This window comes from Rahnella inusitata (assembly GCF_003263515.1).
Taxonomy (GTDB): domain Bacteria; phylum Pseudomonadota; class Gammaproteobacteria; order Enterobacterales; family Enterobacteriaceae; genus Rahnella; species Rahnella inusitata.
On sequence record NZ_JYDE01000009.1, the window covers coordinates 46,118 to 68,236 of the forward strand.

Sequence of the window (22,119 nt, forward strand, 5' to 3'; positions counted from 1 at the left end):
TTATGACCCCAGAACGTTATGCACGTATTCGTGAAATGCTGACGGCCCGCCAGCCAGACCTCACAGTCTGTATGGAACAGGTGCATAAACCGCATAACGTTTCTGCTGTCATTCGCACCGCCGATGCAGTGGGTGTGCATGAAATACATGCGGTCTGGCCGACGACAAGAATGAAAACGCTGGTCTCTTCTGCCGCAGGCAGCAACAGTTGGGTTCAGGTCAAAACACACAAAACCATTCAAGATGCCGTCGCCAAAATGAAGGCGCAGGGTATGCAAATCTTAGCCACAAACCTCTCTGAAAAAGCCGTCGACTTTCGCGCAATTGATTACACCCGTCCGACCTGTATTTTACTGGGTCAGGAAAAAACCGGCATTACGCCTGAAGCACTCGCACTGGCAGACAGCGACATCATCATTCCAATGATTGGCATGGTGCAGTCGTTAAATGTTTCCGTGGCCTCCGCGCTGATTCTTTATGAAGCCCAGCGCCAGCGCGAAAATGCCGGGATGTATCGTCGCGAAAGCACCGTGTTGAGCGAGAAAGAACAACAGCGTTTACTGTTTGAAGGCGGCTATCCGGTTCTGTCTAACGTGGCTAAAAGAAAGAAGTTACCGCGCCCGTTCATCGATGAAACAGGTCAGATTATTGCTGATGACGAATGGTGGACAGCGATGCAAATGACGGTCAAAAAAAGATGAAAGGCCGCCTGCTCGACGCCATCCCACTCACGTCACTTTCTGGCGTCGGAGCCAGTCAGGCAGACAAACTCGCTAAGCTCGGCCTTGAAACTATTCAGGATTTACTGCTTCACCTGCCCCTGCGCTATGAAGACCGCACCCGTCTGTACGCCATAAACGATTTACAACCCGGACTGTTTGCCACCATTGAAGGCGAAGTACTGCGCAGTGATATCAGCTTTGGTCGTCGCAGAATGCTGACCTGTCAGATCAGTGACGGCACCGGGCTGGTCACACTGCGCTTCTTCAACTTCAACGCCGCGATGAAAAACAGTCTGGCCGCAGGCCGACGTGTGACCGCATATGGCGAAATCAAACGCGGCACGATTGGCGCGGAAATAATTCATCCCGAATACCGCATTCAGGGCGAAAACAGCGAAGTCGTTTTGCAGGAGTCGCTGACGCCTGTTTATCCAACCACCGAAGGCATTCGTCAGGCGACGCTGCGCAAACTGACCGATCAGGCGCTTGAACTCCTTGATACTGTTCCTATCGTCGAGCTATTGCCGGAAGAGCTAAGCCGCTCGTTGATTTCATTGCCTGAGGCACTGCATCTTCTGCATCGCCCACCTCCGGACATTCAGCTTGCCGACCTCGAGAAAGGTCATCATCCGGCACAGCGCCGTCTGATAATGGAAGAGTTACTGGCGCACAATCTCAGCATGCTGGCCGTGCGCGCCGGTACGCAAAGTTATAAAGCGTTGCCGTTACATCACGACGATCGTCTGAAAAAACAGTTCCTCGCTTCTCTCCCGTTCAGCCCTACCGGTGCACAAGATCGCGTTGTTGCCGAAATTGAGCAGGATCTGGCAAAAAGTTATCCGATGATGCGTCTGGTGCAGGGCGATGTCGGCTCAGGTAAAACGCTGGTCGCTGCTCTCGCCGCACTTTGCGCCATCGCGCAGGGGCAGCAGGTCGGCCTGATGGCACCGACGGAATTACTCGCCGAACAGCACGCCAATAACTTCCGCCAGTGGTTCGAACCGCTGGGAATTCAGGTTGGCTGGCTGGCGGGTAAGCAAAAAGGTAAAGCCCGGCAGGCGCAGCAGGAAGCGATTGCCAGCGGCCAGGTATCTATGGTGGTCGGCACTCATGCCATCTTCCAGGAACAGGTACTTTTCTCCTCGTTATCTCTGGTGATCATTGATGAACAACACCGTTTTGGTGTTCATCAGCGCCTGGCACTGTGGGAGAAAGGGTTGCAGCAAGGCTTTCACCCGCATCAGTTAATTATGACCGCCACTCCCATTCCACGAACGCTGGCGATGACCGCTTACGCCGATCTGGATACCTCGGTGATTGATGAGTTACCGCCGGGACGCACGCCGGTGACCACCGTTGCCATCCCGGATACGCGCCGCAGCGACATAATCAGCCGCGTAAAAAGTGCCTGTGAGCTGGAAAATCGTCAGGCCTATTGGGTCTGTACGCTGATCGAAGAATCTGAAATGCTTGAAGCACAGGCGGCAGAAGCCACATGGGAAGGCCTGAAAGAAGCGCTACCTGCGCTGAATATCGGGTTGGTTCATGGCCGTATGAAGGCGCAGGAAAAACAGGCCGTCATGCAGGCGTTCAAAAAAGGCGAAGTGCAGCTGCTGGTGGCAACGACCGTGATTGAAGTGGGAGTCGACGTGCCGAATGCCAGCCTGATGATCATCGAAAACCCCGAGCGGCTGGGTTTAGCGCAGTTGCATCAGTTACGCGGCCGCGTTGGCCGTGGTGCGGTGGCTTCTCACTGTGTACTGTTATACAAAACGCCGCTCAGCAAGACCGCACAGAAACGTTTGCAGGTTTTGCGCGACAGTAACGATGGCTTTGTCATTGCTCAGCAGGATTTAGAAATTCGTGGTCCGGGTGAATTGCTGGGTACGCGTCAGACCGGCAGCGCCGAGTTCAAAGTGGCCGATCTGCTTCGCGATCAGGCGATGATCCCGGATGTGCAGCGCATCGCCCGCTATCTTCAGCAACAATTCCCCGAACATGCCAAAGCGTTGATAGAACGCTGGCTGCCGGAAAGAGTACGTTACACCAACGCCTGATCCCTCCTTTTTTTGGCCAAAACATCATTAAAAATGATGTTTCCTTAATAACTATTCCTCAGACTTTTGTTCAAAAATCGTCCTCAACCTCTTTCTTCCCTGGTTATTTGATGACCTTCACAGACTGGCACAAAGTCTGTAACCGGTTTCACACTCCGCATCTACACTGATGATAATTAAGGCAACCCTGCGTGATTTCTTCACCATAAGGCCAATATCATTATGAGCATCAGCCAGTCTCTGTTTCAGTTTATCGAACAAAAAATTAGTCCGTTCGCAGCCCGCTTGTCCTCTCAACGTCATGTTATGGCGGTGCGCGACGGCTTTATTTCAGCAATGCCGTTTATGATTGTCGGCTCGTTTCTGCTGGTTTTCGTACATCCGCCTTTTTCGCCGGAATCCTCCTGGGAGTTTGCCCGCAGCTGGTTGGCGTTATCGGCGAAATATGAGCTCCAGATACTGACGCCGTTCAATATGACGATGGGCATCATGTCGATCTACATCGCGGCTTCCATTGCCTACAACCTGGCGAGAAGCTACAAACTTGACCCATTTATGACGGCTATGCTGTCGCTGATGTCTTTCCTGTTAGTCGCTGCGCCGCAGGTTGATAAAAAGATGTCGACGGAGGCGCTGGGCGGTGTGGGTATTTTCACCGCGATATTGGTCGCGATTTATGTCACCGAACTGACGCGGCTGCTGAAGAAATACAATATCGGCATTCGCCTTCCCGAGCAGGTACCTTCAAACATCAAACATTCGTTTGATCTGCTGATCCCGATTATTGCCGTGGTGATTACACTGTTCCCGATCAGTTTGCTGGTGCAGTCAGGCTTTGACATGCTGCTACCACAGGCCATTATGGCACTGTTTGAACCGCTGATTTCCGCCGCAGACTCGCTTCCGGCTATTCTGGTGGCGGTACTGATTTGTCATCTGCTCTGGTTTGCCGGGATCCACGGTTCGGCGATTGTCTCGGGGATGTTGCAGGCGTTCTGGCTGACCAATCTCGGGCTGAATCAGACCGCGCTGGCCGCCGGATTGCCGATGACGCACATCATGACTGAGGCGTTCTGGAATTTCCTGATCGTCATTGGCGGTTCTGGCGCCACAATCGGGCTGGTGCTGCTGTTCTGCCGCAGTAAGTCGGCACATCTGCGTACCATGGGGAAACTCAGTCTGGTGCCAAGCTGTTTTAACATCAACGAGCCGGTCATCTTTGGTACCCCAATCGTAATGAATCCGGTATTTTTCATCCCCTTCCTGCTGGCTCCGATGGTCAATGCCGTGATCGCTTATCTGGCCGTTTCCACCGATCTTCTCCCGCACATGATCTCACTGGTTCCGTGGACGTCCCCGGCGCCGATTGGCGCAGCCTGGGCGATGGGCTGGGATTTCAAAGTGTCGATTTTGGTCATCATGCTGATGGCCCTGTCTATGATGATTTACTACCCGTTCTTCAAAGTCTACGAGAAGCAGTTACTGACTCAGGAGAAAGCAGCGGAAGCCGATGAAGTGTTTACTGAGCAAGCTGACGCAGCGAATTAAGCAAATTTGAAGTGATGAATCGGGCACAAAATATTGGTTTTTGTGCCCTTTTTTTTGGTAAGGCCGTCAAGCAATCGCCGGGAAGACCGGCAGCATCAGGAACAATTTAATGACGATGGCATTGGCGATATCAAGGAAGAACGCGCCGACCATAGGAACAACTAAAAATGCCAGATGCGAAGGGCCAAACTGGTTAGTGATCGCCTGCATATTAGCAATCGCCGTTGGCGTTGCGCCCAGACCAAAACCGCAGTGGCCTGCCGCCAGCACCGCTGCATCGTAATTTTTTCCCATCACGCGATAGGTAACGAAAATCGCATACAGTGCCATCGCGATAGTCTGCACGAGCAGGATGGCCATCATCGGCAACGCGAGCGACGCCATTTCCCAGAGTTTGAGGCTCATGAGCGCCATCGCCAGAAACAGCGACAGGCTGACGTTACCGAGCACCGAGACCGCACGGTCAAATACGCGGTAGAAACCCAGCCATGCCAGAAGATTACTCAGGATCACGCCAACAAACAGAACACAGACAAAGGTCGGAATTTCGAAAGCGGAGCCATGCAGTAATTCGGAAATACGGGTGCCTGCACTCAGACAAATGGCGATCAGCGCAATCGTCTCCACCAGCACCAGCGGGGTTATCATGCGGCCAATCGCAGGTTTTTCGAATGCGCTTGGATCGGCTGAATCATCAAGCGAGCCGCCAGGCATTGAAGAGTGGCTCACCAGATAACGCGCCACCGGCCCGCCAATAATACCGCCGAGCACCAGCCCGAATGTCGCACAAGCCATCGCCACTTCAGTGGCATTCTCAAAGCCATAGCGTTCGACGAACACCTTGCTCCACGCCGCGCCAGTGCCGTGACCGCCGGACAGCGTAACGGAACCGGCCAGCAACCCCATCAGCGGATCCATCCCCAGCATTTTAGCCATGCCTATGCCGATAACGTTTTGCAGCAACAACAATCCGACGACGACAAACACCAGCAGCATCAGGCTTTTGCCACCGGAGCGCAGGCTGGCAAGATTCGCGTTAAGACCGATGGTGGCGAAGAATGCCAGCATCAGAGGTTCTTTTAACGAGACATCAAACCCAATTTCCCAGCCAAATATCCGGTTGGCGATCAACAGCATAACGGCAACCAGCAAACCACCCGCGACAGGTTCAGGAATAGTGTATTTTTTAAGGAAGTTGATCGACTGAACGCATTTGCGTCCTAAAAGGAGAACCAGCGTGGCGGCCACCAACGTGCCGTAGGTATCGAGCTGAATCATTCACGAACTCCATTTTGTAATAAATCCAATAAAATTATTGAGTTATAGCTTTATCAATTGCCTATTTTTTCCCAGAGGATGAATTAGAAGTCAATAGTGCTGAATTACGCAAGAAAAACGGATCTTAACAAACCCATTAACTCAAATTAATGGCGACAAATCCGTGTAAGCAAACGATTGCTTTTATTGTCGATTTCAATAAAAATGCCCGCTTTGCCGCTTATTGGAATGCCACAACATGAGTACGCAAACCGCAGAACAAGAAACACAGCAACCCGACCTTTCCCGCCAGACTAAAAGTGAACTGATTTACAGGCTCGAAGATCGTCCTCCCATTCCTCAGACGTTATTTGCCGCCTGCCAGCATTTGCTGGCGATGTTTGTTGCCGTGATCACCCCGGCATTACTGATTTGTCAGGCATTGGGGCTCCCCGCGCAGGACACCCAGCACATCATCAGCATGTCGCTGTTTGCCTCTGGTCTGGCTTCCATTTTACAAATTAAAACCTGGGGTCCGGTGGGCTCAGGACTGCTTTCCATTCAGGGCACCAGCTTTAACTTTGTGTCTCCGTTGATAATGGGCGGGCTGGCGCTGAAAAATGGTGGTGCCGATGTCCCGACGATGATGGCCGCGCTATTCGGTACACTGATGCTGGCCTCCTGTACTGAAATCATTCTTTCCCGCTTCCTGCATCTTGCCCGCCGCGTGATCACTCCGTTGGTGTCCGGGATTGTCGTGATGATTATCGGCCTGTCGCTGATTCAGGTCGGTCTGACATCCATCGGTGGCGGATATGCCGCGATGAGCGATCACACCTTTGGCGCCCCGAAAAACCTGATGCTGGCCGCTGTGGTTCTGGTGGTGATTATTTTGCTCAACCGTCAGCGTAACCCGTACCTGCGTGTGGCTTCCCTGGTTATTGCGATGGCGGTGGGCTATCTGGCCGCATGGATGATGGGGATGTTGCCGACCGTAACGGCCCCGACCCAAACCAGCTGGATCACCTTCCCGACGCCGCTTTACTATGGTCTGGGAATTGACTGGAATCTTCTGGTTCCGCTGATGCTTATCTTTATGGTTACCTCGCTGGAAACCATCGGTGATATCACCGCGACCTCCGACGTTTCCGAACAACCGGTCAGCGGCCCGCTGTACATGAAGCGCATCAAGGGCGGCGTACTGGCCAACGGCCTGAACTCCATGCTCTCTGCAGTATTCAATACCTTCCCGAATTCCTGCTTCGGCCAAAATAACGGCGTGATCCAACTGACCGGCGTCGCCAGCCGTTATGTAGGGTTTGTCGTGGCACTGATGCTGATCGTCCTGGGGCTTTTCCCTGCGGTTGCCGGATTCGTTCAGCACATCCCTGAACCGGTTCTTGGCGGCGCGACCATCGTGATGTTCGGTACCATCGCGGCTTCCGGTGTACGTATTGTTTCCCGTGAACGTCTGAACCGCCGCGCGATTATGATCATGGCGCTGTCTCTGGCAGTCGGCATGGGGGTGTCCCAGCAACCATTGATCCTGCAATTCGCGCCAGATTGGATTAAAACCCTGCTCTCCTCCGGCATTGCAGCAGGCGGGATTACAGCGATTGTTCTGAATCTGGTTTTTCCTCACGAAAAGTCATAACCGACTGTAATACGCATGCAACAGCGGCAGGTGGTCTGGAACCCCTGCCGCTTTTTATTGTCTCCAGTCTGCTAAGCTGTTGAGAAAATTCGCTGTTTGCGGCATAAACAGAGAACCTTTATCCCTAATTCACGCTACAGGCCCCAGACGATGAGATTTATCGGTAAAATTTTGCTGACGTTCGTCCTGCTTCTGGTACTGGCGATTGTGCTGGTGTACGTCCTATTACAGACCCGCTGGGCGGCGGGCAAACTCAGTACCTGGGTCACGGATAACAGTGATTACCGGCTCGCCGTCGAAAAAGTGGACCATGACTGGTCAACGCCTGGGCGGGTGACGCTCACCAATGTCATCTTCGGGCAGAAAAATCAGCCAGAAACTCTCAGCGCCAGTGAAGTCGATCTCGATTTAAGCTGGCGTCAGATTACTGAACCCCGCTTTTTCGACCGCGTCGTGCTGGTCAACGGGCGACTGAACGTCAGCCCTTCCGCCATGAACCTGCCTTTGCAGGCCAATACGCTGCAACTGAGCAAAATGGCGCTGACCGGCAATGCGGCAGGAATGGAGATCCAAGGTCAGCAGATCAATGCCGGGATTTCGCCATGGCAACCCAAACCCCACCAACTGCTGGGCGATAAAGCAGATTTTCAGTTGAGCGCGGCGAATCTGACCGTCAACGGACTTCCCACTGAAAACGTCCTGATTCAGGGTAACCTGAATAATAAAATTCTCACTCTGGGCAATTTTGGCGGCGATCTGGCGCGCGGTCAGCTCACCGGCAAAGCCACTCAGGCAGCGGACGGCAGCTGGAACATTGAAAATCTGCGTCTGAGCAATGTACGCCTGCAAACGTCCAAATCGCTTTCTGAGTTTTTCGATGATTTCCAGACGTTGCCAAAAGTTACCCTCAAACGGCTTGATCTGATCGATGCCCGTTTGCAGGGAACCGACTGGGCATTCAGCGATGTTGATCTTTCCGTACAGGATGTGACGCTGGAAAAAGGCGACTGGCAAAGCGATGACGGCGAAATCTCGCTAAACGCGACTGATATGATTAACGGCAATTTGCATATTCAGGATCCGATCATCAATCTCGACCTGACTGCGCAAGGCATTTCAATCAAGCAGGCTACGGCACGCTGGGAGCGCAGTTTGTTGCGTACCACCGGCAACTGGCTCCGCGCTAATAAACGCCTGCAACTTGATGAGCTTTCTGTCGCCGGGCTGGAATACACGCTGCCGCAAAACTGGAGACAGCTCTGGTTACAGCCACTGCCGGATTCACTGGCTGAAATCTCGATTGGCCGGTTGATTGCCAATAGAAACCTGATTATTGACATCGATCCACAGTTCCCCTTCCAGCTGACAGCGCTGGACGGGCTGGGTAATAATCTGCTGCTGGCGCGTAACCATCAGTGGGGGATCTGGAATGGTAAGCTGAATCTGAACGCCAGCGAAGCGACATTCAACCGCAACGACGTGCGTCGCCCTTCCATTACTCTGGAGGCCAGTGACCGCCAGGTGAATATTTCAGAGCTGAGTGCGTTCACGAAAGAGGGATTGCTGGAAGCCACCGGGATGGTGGATCAGCAACCACAGCGCCAGTTTTCGGTGAAAATGACCGGGCGCGCCGTGCCCGCTAATCAGCTGGAAAACTGGGGATGGCCGCATCTGCAACTTGACGGTAACGCCAATATGCAGCTCAATCTGCAAGGGCAGATGCCGGCTAACGTGGATTACAAGCCAACGCTGAATGGCACACTTCAGGTGAACGGCGCCAACGGTCAGATTATCAACCAGAGAATGCTGAACGGACTGGTTTCCGGCGCGGCAGCGCCATAACTGCCAGCGCTGTATTCTCAAACGAAAAAGCACCGCCATCGCGGTGCTTTTTTATGAGCTTATAGTGGGCTGAAAATTAGTTAATTGCAGGTTCCAGCGGCGCACCGGGTGCAGCAGGCAGAACAAGATACGTGCCTTCAAACACTGCGCCTTCGGCCTCATCGCCGTACAAATTCACTTCAAGCTGCACGCGAGCTTTACGCCCGCGCGCCAGACGGTCCAGATCGCCACTGATTGAACCGAGATCGGCCACCGCACGCGGCCTGCCGGTCACCGGCGAACTGTACCGAATATGCGCATCGGCCAGAACAATAGTCCCGCCAAGGTGACGCTCACGTAGCAGTAACCAAATCAGCCCCCAGCCGGTCAGCGTCGCGAGTGAAAATAAGCTGCCCGCAAACAGCGTGTGGTGAGGATTCTGATTGCCGTTCTCCGGCATCGTGGTAACAAACCGCTGGCCGGTATACTGGCTGATCCGCACGCCCATTTTTTCGCTGAGAGGAATATGATCGTACCAGGCCTGTTGCAGCTGACCGCACCAGTCGGGGCGATGGAGTATGTCATCCAGCGTTTCAACCGGTTTAATCATCAGGAAGTGGCGCACCGGCGTGGTTTGCGGCGTGGTAATTTCCCCCTGGTTGATGAAACCCAGTTTGGCAAAAAACTCTACAGCGTCTTCACGGGCACTACACACCACGCGCTTAACGCCTTCCTGACGCGCCACAGACTCCAGGGTCATCGCCACCAGAGTTCCCAGCCCTTTATCCTGCACATCGGGGTCAACCGCCAGGAAGCGGATAGAGGCCTCATTGTCGGCATTAATATATAAACGGCCTACAGCGACCGGACAGCCCTGCTCATCCACCACCATCTGATGATGCGCAATGGAATCGTAAGCATCACGCTCTGAACCTTCGGGCTGACGCAACGGCTTGCGCAACATTTCCCAGCGAAATCGGTAATAGTCGGCCAGTTCTTTTTCGGTCGTCGGTACTCTCAGGTGATACATAATTGTGTTCTCTCCGGCGTTTATGCCTCTTCGATCAGACTTGTAGCCAGAAGGTCACCGGCCCGTCGTTCACCAGCGCCACTTTCATATCCGCAGCAAAGCGGCCGGTTTCGGTAGCGATACCTTTTTCACGGCACTGCCCGCAGAAATACTGATACAAACGGTCGGCTTCCTGCGGCTCTGCGCCGCGTGAAAAACCGGGGCGCATGCCTTTTTGCGTGTCCGCCGCCAGCGTAAACTGCGATACGACCAGCAGGCTTCCTCCCGCCTGCTGGACGTTTAGATTCATTTTGTCGTTTTCGTCACCGAATATCCGGTACCCGATGACCCGTTCAGACAGGCGTTTGGCTTTTTGCTCATCATCCCCCTGCTCGACACCCAGTAACACCAGCAATCCCGGCCCGATCTCACCGCAGATTTCGCCATCAATGGTGACGCTGGCATTTAACACCCGCTGAATTAACGCAATCATAAAAACCCTTCTGACTGATTATTCTGCTGCCACATCTTGAGCAGACTGCAATTTTCTCAGAGACCGAAACTCGCCGAGCGTCACGGTGATTTCTGCCCCCAAAAGCACGATACACCAGCTGACATAGACCCAAAGAAATAAAATGGGGATCACCGCCAGAACGCCATAAATCAGCTGATATGACGGGAAAAGCTGGATATATAAAGCAAAGATTTTCTTACTTAATTCAAATAATGCACCAGAGAAGAGCGCACCAATCAGCGCATCTTTCGCCGGTACTCTGACCGTCGGTACGACCTGATACAACAGCCAGAAAGATATCCATGAAATCAGCAATGGCAGAATGCGCAGAGCATGGTCGATCAGCGAATGTACGCCGCTGATATTCAGCCAGTTCAGCGATAGCAAATAGGAGCTGATGGCCACGCTGGCGACCAGCAGGATTGGCCCGAGAGTCAGCACCATCCAGTACACGGCGAAGGAGAATACGATCGGGCGTTTCGTTTTGCTGTCCCAGATTTTGTTCAGCACGCTGTCTACCGAGGCTATCAAAAGCAGCGCGGTGACGATTAAGCCGCAGGTGCCCACGGCGGTCATTTTGCTGGAGTTCGCCACAAATTGTTCGAGATAACGCTGAATGGTATTGCCGGTCGCAGGCATGAAGTTAGAGAAAATAAAGGTTTTGAGCTGCGCGCTGATATCCGAAAAAACCGGAAATAAGGCGAACAACGAAAAGACCACTGCGATAAGCGGCACGAGAGAAAGCAAGGAGACATAGGCTAAATGGCCCGCCAGAAGCGTCAGGCCATCCTTATCTGAACGCCGCAGAAGCAGGCGCGTAAATTTCCAGCATGATTTCGGGTAGTGGCTCAGTGCCCGTTTCTGCATCACAACATCCTTCAGGAAAAGTACTTCGGTACTGTCTGATTATCTTCCACCCACACAGATTCAATCCCCACGGCACGCGCCGCTTCGATATTCTCGGTCACATCATCAAAGAATACGGCTTCACCGGCACTGACGCCTTCATGGGCCAGCACATGCTGGAAAATGCCCGGCTCAGGTTTTCTCATGCCGATGTTTTGTGAAAGATAAATGGCGTCGGTGTTGGCTTCAATTTCAGGATAATTTTGCGGCCAGAAATCCAGATGCAGGCGGTTGGTATTCGATAAGACCACCACGCGATGCCCCTGCTGGCGCAGCGTCTTGAAGATCTCAATCACTTCAGGGCGCAAGCCGACAAACACCGACTGCCAGCCAAGGCTGAACTGTTCGAAGCTCAGCGCGATGCCCAATTCATGGCAGAGTTCGGCGGCAAACTCTTCGTCGCTGATTTCACCCCGTTCGTGCTTCTGGAAGACTTCGCCCATTGAGAATCGCTCAGTCAGCGTCGCAAGCGGGGTTCCGCTGAAATTGCTCCACACGCCAAGAACACGTTTGAAATCAATATCAATAATGACGTTTCCCATATCAAAAATGTACAGCATTGCACGCTCCTGATTTCAAAGATGACTGTTAACTTTAGCGGTAAAACGTACAGCTGAACAGTGACAGAATTGCGGGATGGCACGCAGGGGCAGAAAAAAAACATAAAAAAAACAGGGTACCAAAGGCACCCTGTTTCTGTGTAACGGCTTACGTTAAAGAAGATTACGCTTCTTTAGGACCACGCATTGCACGTTTACGATCGTTCTCGGTCAGGTGACGTTTACGGATACGCACAGACAGAGGAGTCACTTCGACCAGTTCGTCATCATCGATGAATTCCAGAGCTTGCTCCAGAGACATTTTGATAGCAGGAACCAGAGTCGTTGCTTCGTCAGTACCAGACGCACGCATGTTGGTCAGTTTCTTACCGGTCAGACAGTTCACAGTCAGGTCGTTAGAACGTGAGTGAATACCGATGATCTGGCCTTCATACACTTCTGCGCCGTGGCCCAGGAACAATTTACCGCGGTCTTGCAGGCTGTACAGTGCGAACGCAACTGCTTTACCCTGACCGTTAGAAATCAGCACGCCGTTCTGACGCTGGCCGATTTCACCCTGACGAACATCATCGTAGTGACTGAATGTGGAGTACAGCAGACCGGTACCTGAAGTCATGGTCATGAATTCAGTACGGAAGCCGATCAGGCCACGTGCTGGGATCAGATAATCAAGACGGATACGACCTTTGCCGTCTGGGATCATGTCTTTGACATCGCCTTTACGCTCACCCATGGCCTGCATAACAGAACCCTGGTGTTGCTCTTCGATATCCAGTGTCACGTTCTCGAATGGCTCTTGCATGCGGCCATCGATTTTACGGTTGATTACTTTAGGACGGGAAACCGCCAGCTCGAAACCTTCGCGACGCATGTTTTCGATCAAAACCGACAGGTGAAGTTCACCACGGCCTGAAACGCGGAAGGCATCAGCATCTTCAGTTTCGTCAACGCGCAATGCCACGTTGTGCACCAGCTCTTTGTTCAGACGATCAAGGATCTGACGTGAAGTCACATACTTGCCTTCTTTACCACAGAACGGAGAGGTGTTGACGTTGAAGTACATGGTAACGGTTGGTTCATCAACGCTCAGCGCTGGCAGTGCTTCTACATTTGCCGGGTCACAGATAGTGTCGGAAATGTTCAGCTCACCCAGACCGGTGATTGCGATGATATCGCCCGCTTCAGCAACGGTCGCTTCGATACGCTCAAGGCCCATGTGGGTCAGAACTTTACCGACTTTACCGTTACGGGTTTTGCCTTCGCTGTCGATCACAGTGACCTGTTGGTTAGGCTTAACCGTACCACGTTTGATACGGCCGATGCCGATAACGCCAACGTAGTTGTTGTAATCCAGCTGAGAGATTTGCATCTGGAAAGGTGCTTCCATCTCAACTTGTGGCGGAGATACGTGGTCAACAATCGCCTGATACAGCGGGGTCATGTCTTCGGCCATATCGTTATGGTCAGTACCCGCGATACCCAACAATGCAGATGCATAGATGATTGGGAAATCGAGTTGTTCGTCGGTTGCGTCCAGGTTTACGAACAGGTCGAAGACCTGATCAACAACCCAGTCAGGACGCGCGCCAGGGCGGTCAACCTTGTTGATTACCACGATCGGCTTCAGACCATTAGCGAAGGCTTTTTTAGTCACGAAGCGGGTTTGCGGCATTGGGCCATCCATTGCATCCACAACCAGCAGCACCGAGTCGACCATTGACATCACACGCTCAACCTCACCGCCGAAGTCGGCGTGTCCTGGGGTATCCACGATGTTGATGCGGTAGTCTTTCCAATTAATGGCGGTGTTTTTTGCGAGGATGGTAATCCCACGCTCTTTCTCCAAATCGTTGGAGTCCATTACGCGTTCGGTAGCTTCTGCACGTTCTCCGAAAGTACCGGATTGTTGCAGCAGCTTGTCGACCAGGGTGGTTTTACCATGGTCAACGTGGGCAATAATGGCGATGTTACGCAAATTTTCGATCACAGCTTTGCCTCAGGCATTAGAAATAGCGCGCTATTGTACACGTATTAAGCGAGGTTCTAAACAAGATCACAAGGATCTTGTTGAAACAACTTAAGGATGGTTACTTTGTGATCCCTTTCACGGTGCAAAAAGAACACTGAACCAATATGACGCACCACTTTGGTGCTTTGCATCTCACGATTAGCACCATTGTAGTGCATAACTTCCGTTATGGTGCATACTTATTGAGAGCAAGAGCCCTGTAAAATGGCGTTGTTAGCATTTTCTCAAAGTTGGCACAGTTTTCGCTATACCTTTTACAGGGTGAAAAGAGTCTTATCAGACAATAATAGTGCTGTTTAGGCCACACGCCAGTTCCAGTAAGGCTGTTATTTCCAACTAAAGACCAAAAAATGGTTATTCGTTCCACGACGATAATGAGAAATTCGGGAGAACTAGTATGTCCGCTGAACACGTTTTGACGATGCTGAATGAGCATGAAGTGAAATTTGTAGATTTACGTTTCACTGATACCAAAGGCAAAGAACAGCACGTCACCATTCCTGCACACCAGGTTAGCGCCGACTTCTTCGAAGAAGGTAAAATGTTTGATGGCTCTTCAATCGGTGGCTGGAAAGGCATTAACGAATCTGACATGGTTCTGATGCCAGATGCCAGCACTGCTGTTCTGGACCCATTCTTTGAAGAAACCACGCTGATCATTCGTTGCGATATCCTTGAGCCAACAACGCTGCAAGGTTATGACCGTGACCCACGTTCAACGTCTAAGCGTGCAGAAGATTTCCTGCGTGCTTCCGGCATCGCGGACACCGTTCTGTTCGGGCCAGAGCCAGAATTCTTCCTGTTTGATGATGTGCGTTTCGGCAGCAGCATCTCCGGTTCTCACGTCGCTATCGATGATATCGAAGGCGCATGGAACTCTGCGACCAAATACGAAGGCGGCAACAAAGGCCACCGTCCTGCAGTAAAAGGCGGCTACTTCCCGGTACCTCCGGTCGACTCCTCTCAGGATCTGCGTTCTACCATGTGTCTGACCATGGAAGAAATGGGCCTGGTTGTTGAAGCTCACCACCACGAAGTAGCAACTGCTGGTCAGAACGAAGTGGCAACCCGCTTCAACACCATGACCAAGAAAGCTGACGAAATCCAAATCTACAAATACGTGGTTCACAACGTGGCTCACGCATTTGGCAAAACCGCGACCTTCATGCCAAAACCAATGTTTGGCGATAACGGTTCCGGTATGCACTGCCATATGTCTTTGTTCAAGAACGGTAACAACCTGTTCTCTGGCGACAAATACGGCGGCCTGTCTGAAATGGCACTGTTCTACATCGGGGGTATCATCAAGCATGCTAAAGCGATCAACGCCTACGCTAACCCGACCACCAACTCCTACAAGCGTTTGGTCCCGGGCTACGAAGCACCAGTAATGCTGGCGTATTCTGCGCGTAACCGTTCTGCATCCATCCGTATTCCACACGTATCAAGCCCTAAAGCGATGCGTATCGAAGCACGTTTCCCTGATCCAGCGGCTAACCCATACCTGGCGTTCGCTGCGCTGATGATGGCTGGCGTCGACGGTATCATCAACAAAATCCATCCTGGTGATGCGATGGATAAAAACCTGTATGACCTGCCACCGGAAGAAGAAGCAGAAATTCCAAAAGTTGCAGGTTCACTGGAAGAAGCGATGAACTGCCTGAGCGAAGACCGCGAGTTCCTGACCCGTGGCGGCGTGTTCACCGATGACGCGATCGATGCTTACATCGCTCTGCGTAAAGAAGAGATGGATCGCGTTCGTATGACTCCGCACCCGGTTGAGTTCGAACTGTACTACAGCGTTTAATAAATCAGCGTCTGCTCTTTCGATCAGAGCTGAACTCAGCGCCCGTCTTCGTACAGGCGCTGAGCGGAATACCCGACTGAAGGTCAGGTAGTGAGAAAACCTTCAGCGTCAAAATCAAGTAAGACGATTTAATTTGTTGCCGTGGAAACTTTCAGCCCATCTCCGGATGGGCTTTTTTCTCCACACTCTTTCCTGCTCAACCCCTCTGACCCGTGAATCTGCCGGGTAACGAGATAAAATGCACCCATCCGGTGCGGGAGACTGCGGTATGGCAACTGGCAAACTGCCCGATGCTGGGCAGATCCTGAATTCCTTAATCAACAGCGTTCTGTTGTTGGACGACGATTTGGCGGTGCATTACGCCAATCCGGCGGCTCAGCAGCTGCTGGCGCAAAGTTCCCGCAAACTTTTTGGCACACCTTTGCCAGAGCTGGTGGGATATTTTTCGCTGAATATCGAGTTGATGCGTGAAAGTCTGACGGCCGGACAGGGCTTTACAGACAGCGAAGTCACTCTGGTGGTGGATGGCCGCGCGCATGTGCTGTCACTGACCGCCCAGATGCTGCCAGAAGGTTTCATTCTGGTGGAACTGGCCCCAATGGATAATCAGCGCAAGCTGAGCCAGGAACAATTGCAACATGCTCAACAAGTTGCCGCGCGTGATTTGATCCGCGGTCTGGCGCATGAAATTAAAAATCCGCTCGGTGGATTGCGTGGCGCAGCTCAGTTGTTATCCAGAGCGCTCCCTGATCCGGCGCTCCTGGAATACACCAAAGTCATTATTGAGCAGGCCGACCGCCTGCGTAATCTGGTAGATCGTTTACTGGGGCCACAGCGCCCAAGCCAGCACGTGACGCAAAGCATTCATCAGGTTGCAGAACGTGTTTGTCAGCTGGTGTCGATGGAGAAGCCGGACAATGTTCAGTTGGTGAGGGACTACGACCCGAGCCTGCCAGAACTGGCGCACGATCCCGATCAGATTGAACAGATTTTGTTGAACATCACCCGCAATGCTCTGCAGGCACTCGGGGAGGAAGGCGGCACAATTACACTGCGTACGCGCACTGCTTTCCAGATCACGTTACATGGCGTGCGTTATCGTCTGGCGGCCCGTATCGATATTGAAGATGACGGCCCCGGCGTACCGGCCCATTTGCAGGACACCCTTTTTTACCCCATGGTCAGTGGCCGCGAGGGAGGCACAGGTTTGGGCCTGTCCATCGCGCGCAGTTTGATTGATCAGCATTCGGGTAAAGTTGAATTTAACAGTTGGCCAGGACACACCGAATTCTCGGTTTTCCTGCCTATTCGCCAGTGAGGTTCTTATGCAACGAGGGATAGTCTGGATCGTCGATGACGATAGCTCCATCCGCTGGGTACTTGAACGTGCGCTCACTGGGGCAGGTTTACACTGCACTACGTTTGAAAGCGGTAATGACGTGCTGGAAGCCATTGCGACTCAAACCCCTGACGTATTGTTATCAGATATTCGCATGCCCGGCATGGACGGTTTAGCGCTGCTGAAACAGATTAAACAGCGCCATCCGATGCTTCCGGTCATCATAATGACCGCGCATTCCGATCTCGATGCTGCCGTCAGTGCATATCAGCAAGGCGCGTTTGATTATCTGCCAAAACCCTTCGACATTGATGAAGCCGTAGCGCTGGTAGAACGCGCCATCAGTCATTATCAGGAACAACAACAACCGGCCCGCACGCAGCCCGCCAGCGGTCCGACGGCTGACATTATTGGCGAAGCGCCAGCCATGCAGGATGTTTTCCGCATCATTGGCCGTCTGTCCCGCTCGTCGATCAGTGTGCTGATCAACGGAGAATCAGGCACCGGTAAAGAACTGGTGGCGCATGCTCTTCACCGCCACAGCCCGCGCGCTAAAGCCCCTTTTATCGCGTTGAATATGGCGGCAATCCCGAAAGACCTGATCGAGTCGGAACTGTTCGGCCACGAGAAAGGCGCATTTACTGGCGCGAATACTGTTCGTCAGGGGCGTTTTGAGCAGGCCGATAACGGCACGCTGTTCCTCGATGAGATTGGCGATATGCCGCTCGACGTACAAACCCGCCTGCTGCGGGTGCTGGCAGACGGTCAGTTCTATCGCGTCGGTGGCTATGCGCCGGTGAAAGTCGATGTGCGAATCATCGCAGCGACTCACCAGAATCTGGAACTTCGGGTTCAGGAAGGCAAATTCCGTGAGGATTTATTCCACCGTCTGAATGTGATCCGCGTGCATTTGCCACCGCTGCGTGAACGTCGTGAAGATATTCCGCGTCTGGCACGCTACTTCCTGCAAGTTGCCGCGAAGGAGCTGGGCGTAGAAGCGAAGAACCTGCATCCGGAAACAGAAACTGCGCTGACGCGTCTGCCGTGGCAAGGTAACGTGCGCCAGCTGGAGAACACCTGTCGCTGGTTAACCGTGATGGCGGCCGGTCAGGAAGTGCTGATTCAGGACTTGCCGAGCGAGCTGTTTGAAACCTCGGCGCCCGAAGCGGGCGGACAGAGTTTGCCAGACAGTTGGGCAACGCTGCTGGCACAGTGGGCGGATCGCGCGCTGCGTTCCGGTCATCAAAACCTGTTGTCAGAAGCACAGCCTGAAATGGAACGTACTTTGCTGACCACGGCGCTGCGCCATACGCAAGGGCACAAGCAGGAAGCCGCTCGTTTACTGGGCTGGGGGCGTAATACCCTGACACGTAAACTCAAAGAACTGGGCATGGAATAACACCCGTGTGAAAAGCAAAACAGCCGCAAAAGCGGCTGTTTTTGTTTGGGGAAACGCTGAGTTCGCCGGTCAGATCACGCGGGAGAATTGCTGCTGACGGACCTGGCGGCGTAAATAGATATCAAAACACATGCAAATATTGCGGATCAACAGACGTCCGCGCGGCGTGACCTGAATATGTTTCTTGCTCACCTCCACCAGTCCGTCTTCCACCAGCGGCACCAGCAACGCTAAGTCTTCGGCAAAGTACTCATTGAACTCAATACCGTAACGTTTCTCGATATCTGCAAAATCCAGTTCGAAATGGCAGATCAGTGCTTTGATCACATCACGGCGCAGGCAGTCATCGTGGGTCATCTCCAGCCCCCGCCAGAGTGCATTTCCCTGCCCTTCAACCCGCGCGTAATAAGTTTTCAGGTCTTTCTCGTTTTGCGCATAGGTATCACCCAGCATGCTGATCGCGGAAACGCCCATGCCAAGCAAATCACTGTCGCCCTGCGTGGTGTAGCCCTGAAAATTGCGGTGCAATTTGCCTTCGCGCTGCGCAATCGCCAGTTCGTCATTCGGGCGGGCAAAGTGATCCATCCCGATAAAACGGTAACCGGATTCTGTCAGTGAACTGATGGTTTCCTGCAAGATTTTCAGTTTCTCTTTCGCACCGGGCAAATCTGCATCTTTGATTTTGCGTTGAGCGGCGAAAAGATTGGGCATGTGCGCATAATTGAATACGCTGAGGCGATCGGGGTTCAGCGCTGCAACGCGTTGCAGCGTATAGGCAAAACTTTCGGCTGTTTGTTTTGGCAGGCCGTAAATGAGATCGATATTGGTCGAGTTAAAACCCAGCGCGCGCGCGCGTTCGATCAGAGCAAAAATGAAGTCTTCGTCCTGCTCACGATTTACCAGACGCTGTACTTCTTTGTTGAAATCCTGCACGCCCATGCTCAGACGATTGAAGCCTTCGTTGCGCAGGTGATCCAGCACATCCAGCTCGATTTCACGCGGATCAAGCTCCAGCGACATCTCCGCATCCGGCAGGAGAGTGAAATGTTCACGCAGAAGGGCCATCAGACGGCTTATCTGGGCTTTAGTCAGATAAGTTGGAGTACCACCGCCCCAATGGAGTTGACTGACGTGACGGCCCTTAAAGAGCGGCGCACGGTGGCGGATCTCTTTCTCGAGTACGTTCAGGTATTCTTCGGCTTTGTGCTGCTGACGGGTGACGAGTTTATTACAGCCACAGAAGTAGCAGAGCTTATGGCAGAACGGAATGTGCACATAAAGCGAGAGGGAACGCTCGGGATAACGGGCAGCGGCTTTTTCAAAGGCTGCATCGTTGTAGCTTTCGCTGAATTCAAGTGCTGTTGGGTAGGATGTGTATCGCGGTCCCGAGTAGTTGTACTTCTGGATCAGCGCTAAATCCCAGACGGTTGTCTGTTCTGACATGGGTGACTCACTCCTTCCGGCGTCGGATGCTACCGGTTCGCCTTACCGGCAGGCTTTTGGCCTGCCGTGCAAAGGTCGCTCTGCGCAAACGTGCTTTGGTTTTCGATAACCGCCATAGTTTACCGAATAACCAAAGCAGATAACATGCAAAGAGTAAGGCTATTGCCGGAATGACCCAGCTCATGGCTTAGAAACCGTCTGTCGGGTTCCCACGCTTGAGCAGCTGCATCATGTCTTCGTTCTTTTCTTCTTCTTCATCATCTTCGTCATCGCCAAGTTCGATACCCAGCAATTCCATCAGAACGTCGATGCGATCCAGAGTCTGATCAACATATGCCTGATCTTCGGCGCTCAGTGCTTTGCCGTCATCAATAAGATCCAGCAAACCATCCAGACGCTGATCATTTTCCAGCAACGTCAGTTCTTCTTCCGGCGTCATTTTTGGTTTCGGGTCTTGCACTGGCTGTGCGACTTTCTTCGCTTTCGGTGCATTGTTCATGACGGTTTCAACGATCAATGGCACTGCTTTTTTACTGCCGATGCGCGGATCGGTTTTCTTCGCCGCTGCACCGCTTTGGTTTTGGTTTGCATCCGGGTTCGCACGGGAACCTGCCTTACGGCCGCGGCGGCGGTTGTCACGCTTGCGTTCACGCGCTTCAATATCGAGCTCGACGCGATTCTTTTTTCTCTTCGGTTTAGCTGTCGCGGTATTGGCGCGCGGGGCTTTCGCTGGCTGTTTCATGGCTTCTGCTCTTAGGTGTGTACATTTAGTATAGATTTGCGGCGGAATCTAGCAGAAAGCGAACAAAGAAAAAAGGCAGCAAGTGGACCTTGCTGCCTTTTTCTTTCCTTCGTGCGAAGGATATCCATCAAACACTTTCCCTGTATAGCGTCAACGTCCCGGTTTTTCCTTTGCCTTTCAGGGCCTCCAGCCCCGTTCATCCTTAAAGCGCCCTGCATTTCCTGTATTCCCTGAAGGCTCTTATCGTCCATGTTTCCATTCTTGCCTTCATTGCGTAAGAAATACTTTACCCTATCGCCGCAAAGGCTCAAGATACTGCCCTGTCGTCTTATGCTTCCAGCCAGTGCTTTATTTTTATCGCATTGAATCTAAAGTGAATTAAAAAATTCGGCGACCCAATAAGCGCAATAACCCGCATTATGAATAGCAAATGTCTTACATCATGAAGGCCATTTTCCCCCGCCTTCATCTCTGTGGTCCCTTCGCATCATCATTCGGATTGTAAAAACACTGAACGTATCCGGGCGCAGTTGCAGTTATAATCGCCAGTCAGCCAGATACACAAGCCTCACGGAGACGCACGTTTTGACCAGCCAAACTTACAACTATCATATGACCCATTTCGTCCTGAGCGCCCCGGATATCCGGCATCTGCCGAGTGACGCAGGCATTGAAGTCGCATTTGCTGGTCGTTCAAACGCCGGCAAATCCAGTGCGCTAAATACGCTGACCCAGCAGAAAAGCCTGGCGCGAATCAGTAAAACCCCTGGCCGTACGCAATTAATTAACTTGTTTGAAGTGGAGCCGGGTATTCGTCTGGTTGACCTTCCGGGTTATGGCTATGCGCAAGTCCCGGAAGAAATGAAACGCAAATGGCAGCGTTCGCTGGGCGAATACCTGCAAATGCGTAATTCGTTGAAAGGGCTCGTGGTGTTGATGGATATCCGTCACCCGCTTAAAGATCTCGATCAGCAGATGATTCAGTGGGCTGTTGATGTGGGTACGCCAGTGATGTTGCTGCTGACCAAGGCTGACAAACTGGCCTCGGGCGCACGTCAGGCACAAGTCAAAATGGTCCGTGAAGCCGTAAAAGAATTTATGGGTGACATCCAGGTCGAAGCGTTCTCTTCGCCGAAGAAGATGGGTGTGGACAAACTCAATGACAAGCTGAACACCTGGTTCAATGAAATTCCGCCAGAAGTGTTGGAAGATGAACTTTCCGGCGAATGAGCCGCAGGCAAAAACTGTAAGTAAAGAACATCACGGACGGCCATCGGGTCGTCCGTTTTTTTTTGCACTTTTCTACTTACTG

General features: G+C 52.4%; 17 protein-coding genes. 9 read left to right on the plus strand and 8 right to left on the minus strand.

The window, feature by feature from the left end; translation table 11 throughout:
* The first annotated feature begins 2 nt into the window (after window positions 1-2).
* The 3 genes from trmH (at window position 3) to TU92_RS05805 (ending at window position 4,327) form a co-directional block, all read left to right on the plus strand.
* Window positions 3-701, plus strand: coding sequence for a tRNA (guanosine(18)-2'-O)-methyltransferase TrmH (trmH, locus tag TU92_RS05795; protein WP_112165186.1), 699 nt, complete (start codon window positions 3-5; stop codon window positions 699-701).
* Window positions 698-2,779: an ATP-dependent DNA helicase RecG gene (recG, locus tag TU92_RS05800; RefSeq protein WP_112165188.1), complete on the plus strand. Its 2,082-nt coding sequence runs from the start codon at window positions 698-700 to the stop codon at window positions 2,777-2,779. The genes trmH and recG overlap by 4 nt, the downstream gene beginning before the upstream one ends.
* 222 nt (window positions 2,780-3,001) lie before the next feature.
* The gene (locus tag TU92_RS05805) at window positions 3,002-4,327 is read left to right on the plus strand and encodes a PTS sugar transporter subunit IIC (RefSeq protein WP_112165190.1); all 1,326 of its coding nucleotides are present in this window, start codon (window positions 3,002-3,004) and stop codon (window positions 4,325-4,327) included.
* A gap of 66 nt (window positions 4,328-4,393) precedes the next feature.
* On the opposite strand, the gene gltS is transcribed toward TU92_RS05805, so the two are convergent.
* A complete protein-coding gene (gene gltS / locus TU92_RS05810) occupies window positions 4,394-5,605 on the minus strand; it encodes a sodium/glutamate symporter (protein ID WP_112165192.1) in 1,212 nt (403 codons plus the stop codon).
* Window positions 5,606-5,843: 238 nt separating this feature from the next.
* On the opposite strand from gltS, the gene TU92_RS05815 reads away from it, so the two are divergent.
* Window positions 5,844-7,238, plus strand: coding sequence for a nucleobase:cation symporter-2 family protein (locus TU92_RS05815; RefSeq protein WP_112165194.1), 1,395 nt, complete (start codon window positions 5,844-5,846; stop codon window positions 7,236-7,238).
* Between the two features lie 150 nt (window positions 7,239-7,388).
* Window positions 7,389-9,080 (plus strand): AsmA family protein, encoded by a 1,692-nt coding sequence (locus TU92_RS05820; RefSeq protein WP_112165196.1) that lies wholly within the window; start codon window positions 7,389-7,391, stop codon window positions 9,078-9,080.
* 76 nt (window positions 9,081-9,156) lie between these two features.
* Here the strand turns inward: TU92_RS05820 and fabY are convergent, their stop codons facing one another.
* The 5 genes from fabY to typA all read right to left on the minus strand — a co-directional run bounded on the left by fabY (window position 9,157) and on the right by typA (window position 14,035).
* Window positions 9,157-10,089 carry a fatty acid biosynthesis protein FabY gene (fabY, locus tag TU92_RS05825; protein WP_112165198.1) on the minus strand — a complete coding sequence of 311 codons (933 nt, stop codon included), beginning with the start codon at window positions 10,087-10,089 and terminating at the stop codon, window positions 9,157-9,159.
* Between the two features lie 34 nt (window positions 10,090-10,123).
* On the minus strand, window positions 10,124-10,561 hold the full coding sequence (dtd, locus tag TU92_RS05830; RefSeq protein WP_112165200.1) for a D-aminoacyl-tRNA deacylase: 438 nt from the start codon (window positions 10,559-10,561) through the stop codon (window positions 10,124-10,126).
* A gap of 18 nt (window positions 10,562-10,579) precedes the next feature.
* The gene (locus tag TU92_RS05835) at window positions 10,580-11,449 is read right to left on the minus strand and encodes a virulence factor BrkB family protein (RefSeq protein WP_112165203.1); all 870 of its coding nucleotides are present in this window, start codon (window positions 11,447-11,449) and stop codon (window positions 10,580-10,582) included.
* Between the two features lie 11 nt (window positions 11,450-11,460).
* On the minus strand, window positions 11,461-12,048 hold the full coding sequence (yihX, locus tag TU92_RS05840) for a glucose-1-phosphatase (protein ID WP_112165205.1): 588 nt from the start codon (window positions 12,046-12,048) through the stop codon (window positions 11,461-11,463).
* A gap of 163 nt (window positions 12,049-12,211) precedes the next feature.
* Window positions 12,212-14,035 (minus strand): ribosome-dependent GTPase TypA, encoded by a 1,824-nt coding sequence (gene typA, locus TU92_RS05845; RefSeq protein WP_112165207.1) that lies wholly within the window; start codon window positions 14,033-14,035, stop codon window positions 12,212-12,214.
* A 439-nt stretch (window positions 14,036-14,474) separates the two neighbouring features.
* Between typA and glnA the strand changes: the two genes are divergently transcribed.
* The 3 genes from glnA to glnG all read left to right on the plus strand — a co-directional run bounded on the left by glnA (window position 14,475) and on the right by glnG (window position 18,622).
* A complete protein-coding gene (gene glnA / locus TU92_RS05850; protein WP_112165209.1) occupies window positions 14,475-15,884 on the plus strand; it encodes a glutamate--ammonia ligase in 1,410 nt (469 codons plus the stop codon).
* A gap of 268 nt (window positions 15,885-16,152) precedes the next feature.
* Window positions 16,153-17,202, plus strand: a complete 1,050-nt coding sequence (glnL, locus tag TU92_RS05855; protein ID WP_112165211.1) for a nitrogen regulation protein NR(II) — start codon at window positions 16,153-16,155, stop codon at window positions 17,200-17,202.
* Window positions 17,203-17,209: 7 nt separating this feature from the next.
* Window positions 17,210-18,622, plus strand: coding sequence for a nitrogen regulation protein NR(I) (gene glnG, locus TU92_RS05860; RefSeq protein ID WP_112165213.1), 1,413 nt, complete (start codon window positions 17,210-17,212; stop codon window positions 18,620-18,622).
* A 69-nt stretch (window positions 18,623-18,691) separates the two neighbouring features.
* On the opposite strand, the gene hemN is transcribed toward glnG, so the two are convergent.
* Window positions 18,692-20,065, minus strand: a complete 1,374-nt coding sequence (gene hemN, locus TU92_RS05865) for an oxygen-independent coproporphyrinogen III oxidase (RefSeq protein WP_112165215.1) — start codon at window positions 20,063-20,065, stop codon at window positions 18,692-18,694.
* Window positions 20,066-20,252: 187 nt separating this feature from the next.
* A complete protein-coding gene (gene yihI, locus TU92_RS05875; RefSeq protein ID WP_112165219.1) occupies window positions 20,253-20,807 on the minus strand; it encodes a Der GTPase-activating protein YihI in 555 nt (184 codons plus the stop codon).
* Window positions 20,808-21,392: 585 nt separating this feature from the next.
* Here yihI and yihA point away from each other — a divergent pair.
* Window positions 21,393-22,037, plus strand: a complete 645-nt coding sequence (gene yihA, locus TU92_RS05880) for a ribosome biogenesis GTP-binding protein YihA/YsxC (protein ID WP_112165221.1) — start codon at window positions 21,393-21,395, stop codon at window positions 22,035-22,037.
* The last annotated feature ends 82 nt before the right edge of the window (window positions 22,038-22,119 follow it).

Coding starts and splice junctions, on each gene's coding strand:
- trmH (WP_112165186.1), top strand. CDS start 3: ATGACCCCAGAACGTTATGCACGTATTCGTGAAATGCTGACGGCCCGC.
- recG (WP_112165188.1), top strand. CDS start 698: ATGAAAGGCCGCCTGCTCGACGCCATCCCACTCACGTCACTTTCTGGC.
- TU92_RS05805 (WP_112165190.1), top strand. CDS start 3,002: ATGAGCATCAGCCAGTCTCTGTTTCAGTTTATCGAACAAAAAATTAGT.
- gltS (WP_112165192.1), bottom strand. CDS start 5,605: ATGATTCAGCTCGATACCTACGGCACGTTGGTGGCCGCCACGCTGGTT.
- TU92_RS05815 (WP_112165194.1), top strand. CDS start 5,844: ATGAGTACGCAAACCGCAGAACAAGAAACACAGCAACCCGACCTTTCC.
- TU92_RS05820 (WP_112165196.1), top strand. CDS start 7,389: ATGAGATTTATCGGTAAAATTTTGCTGACGTTCGTCCTGCTTCTGGTA.
- fabY (WP_112165198.1), bottom strand. CDS start 10,089: ATGTATCACCTGAGAGTACCGACGACCGAAAAAGAACTGGCCGACTAT.
- dtd (WP_112165200.1), bottom strand. CDS start 10,561: ATGATTGCGTTAATTCAGCGGGTGTTAAATGCCAGCGTCACCATTGAT.
- TU92_RS05835 (WP_112165203.1), bottom strand. CDS start 11,449: ATGCAGAAACGGGCACTGAGCCACTACCCGAAATCATGCTGGAAATTT.
- yihX (WP_112165205.1), bottom strand. CDS start 12,048: ATGCTGTACATTTTTGATATGGGAAACGTCATTATTGATATTGATTTC.
- glnA (WP_112165209.1), top strand. CDS start 14,475: ATGTCCGCTGAACACGTTTTGACGATGCTGAATGAGCATGAAGTGAAA.
- glnL (WP_112165211.1), top strand. CDS start 16,153: ATGGCAACTGGCAAACTGCCCGATGCTGGGCAGATCCTGAATTCCTTA.
- glnG (WP_112165213.1), top strand. CDS start 17,210: ATGCAACGAGGGATAGTCTGGATCGTCGATGACGATAGCTCCATCCGC.
- hemN (WP_112165215.1), bottom strand. CDS start 20,065: ATGTCAGAACAGACAACCGTCTGGGATTTAGCGCTGATCCAGAAGTAC.
- yihI (WP_112165219.1), bottom strand. CDS start 20,807: ATGAAACAGCCAGCGAAAGCCCCGCGCGCCAATACCGCGACAGCTAAA.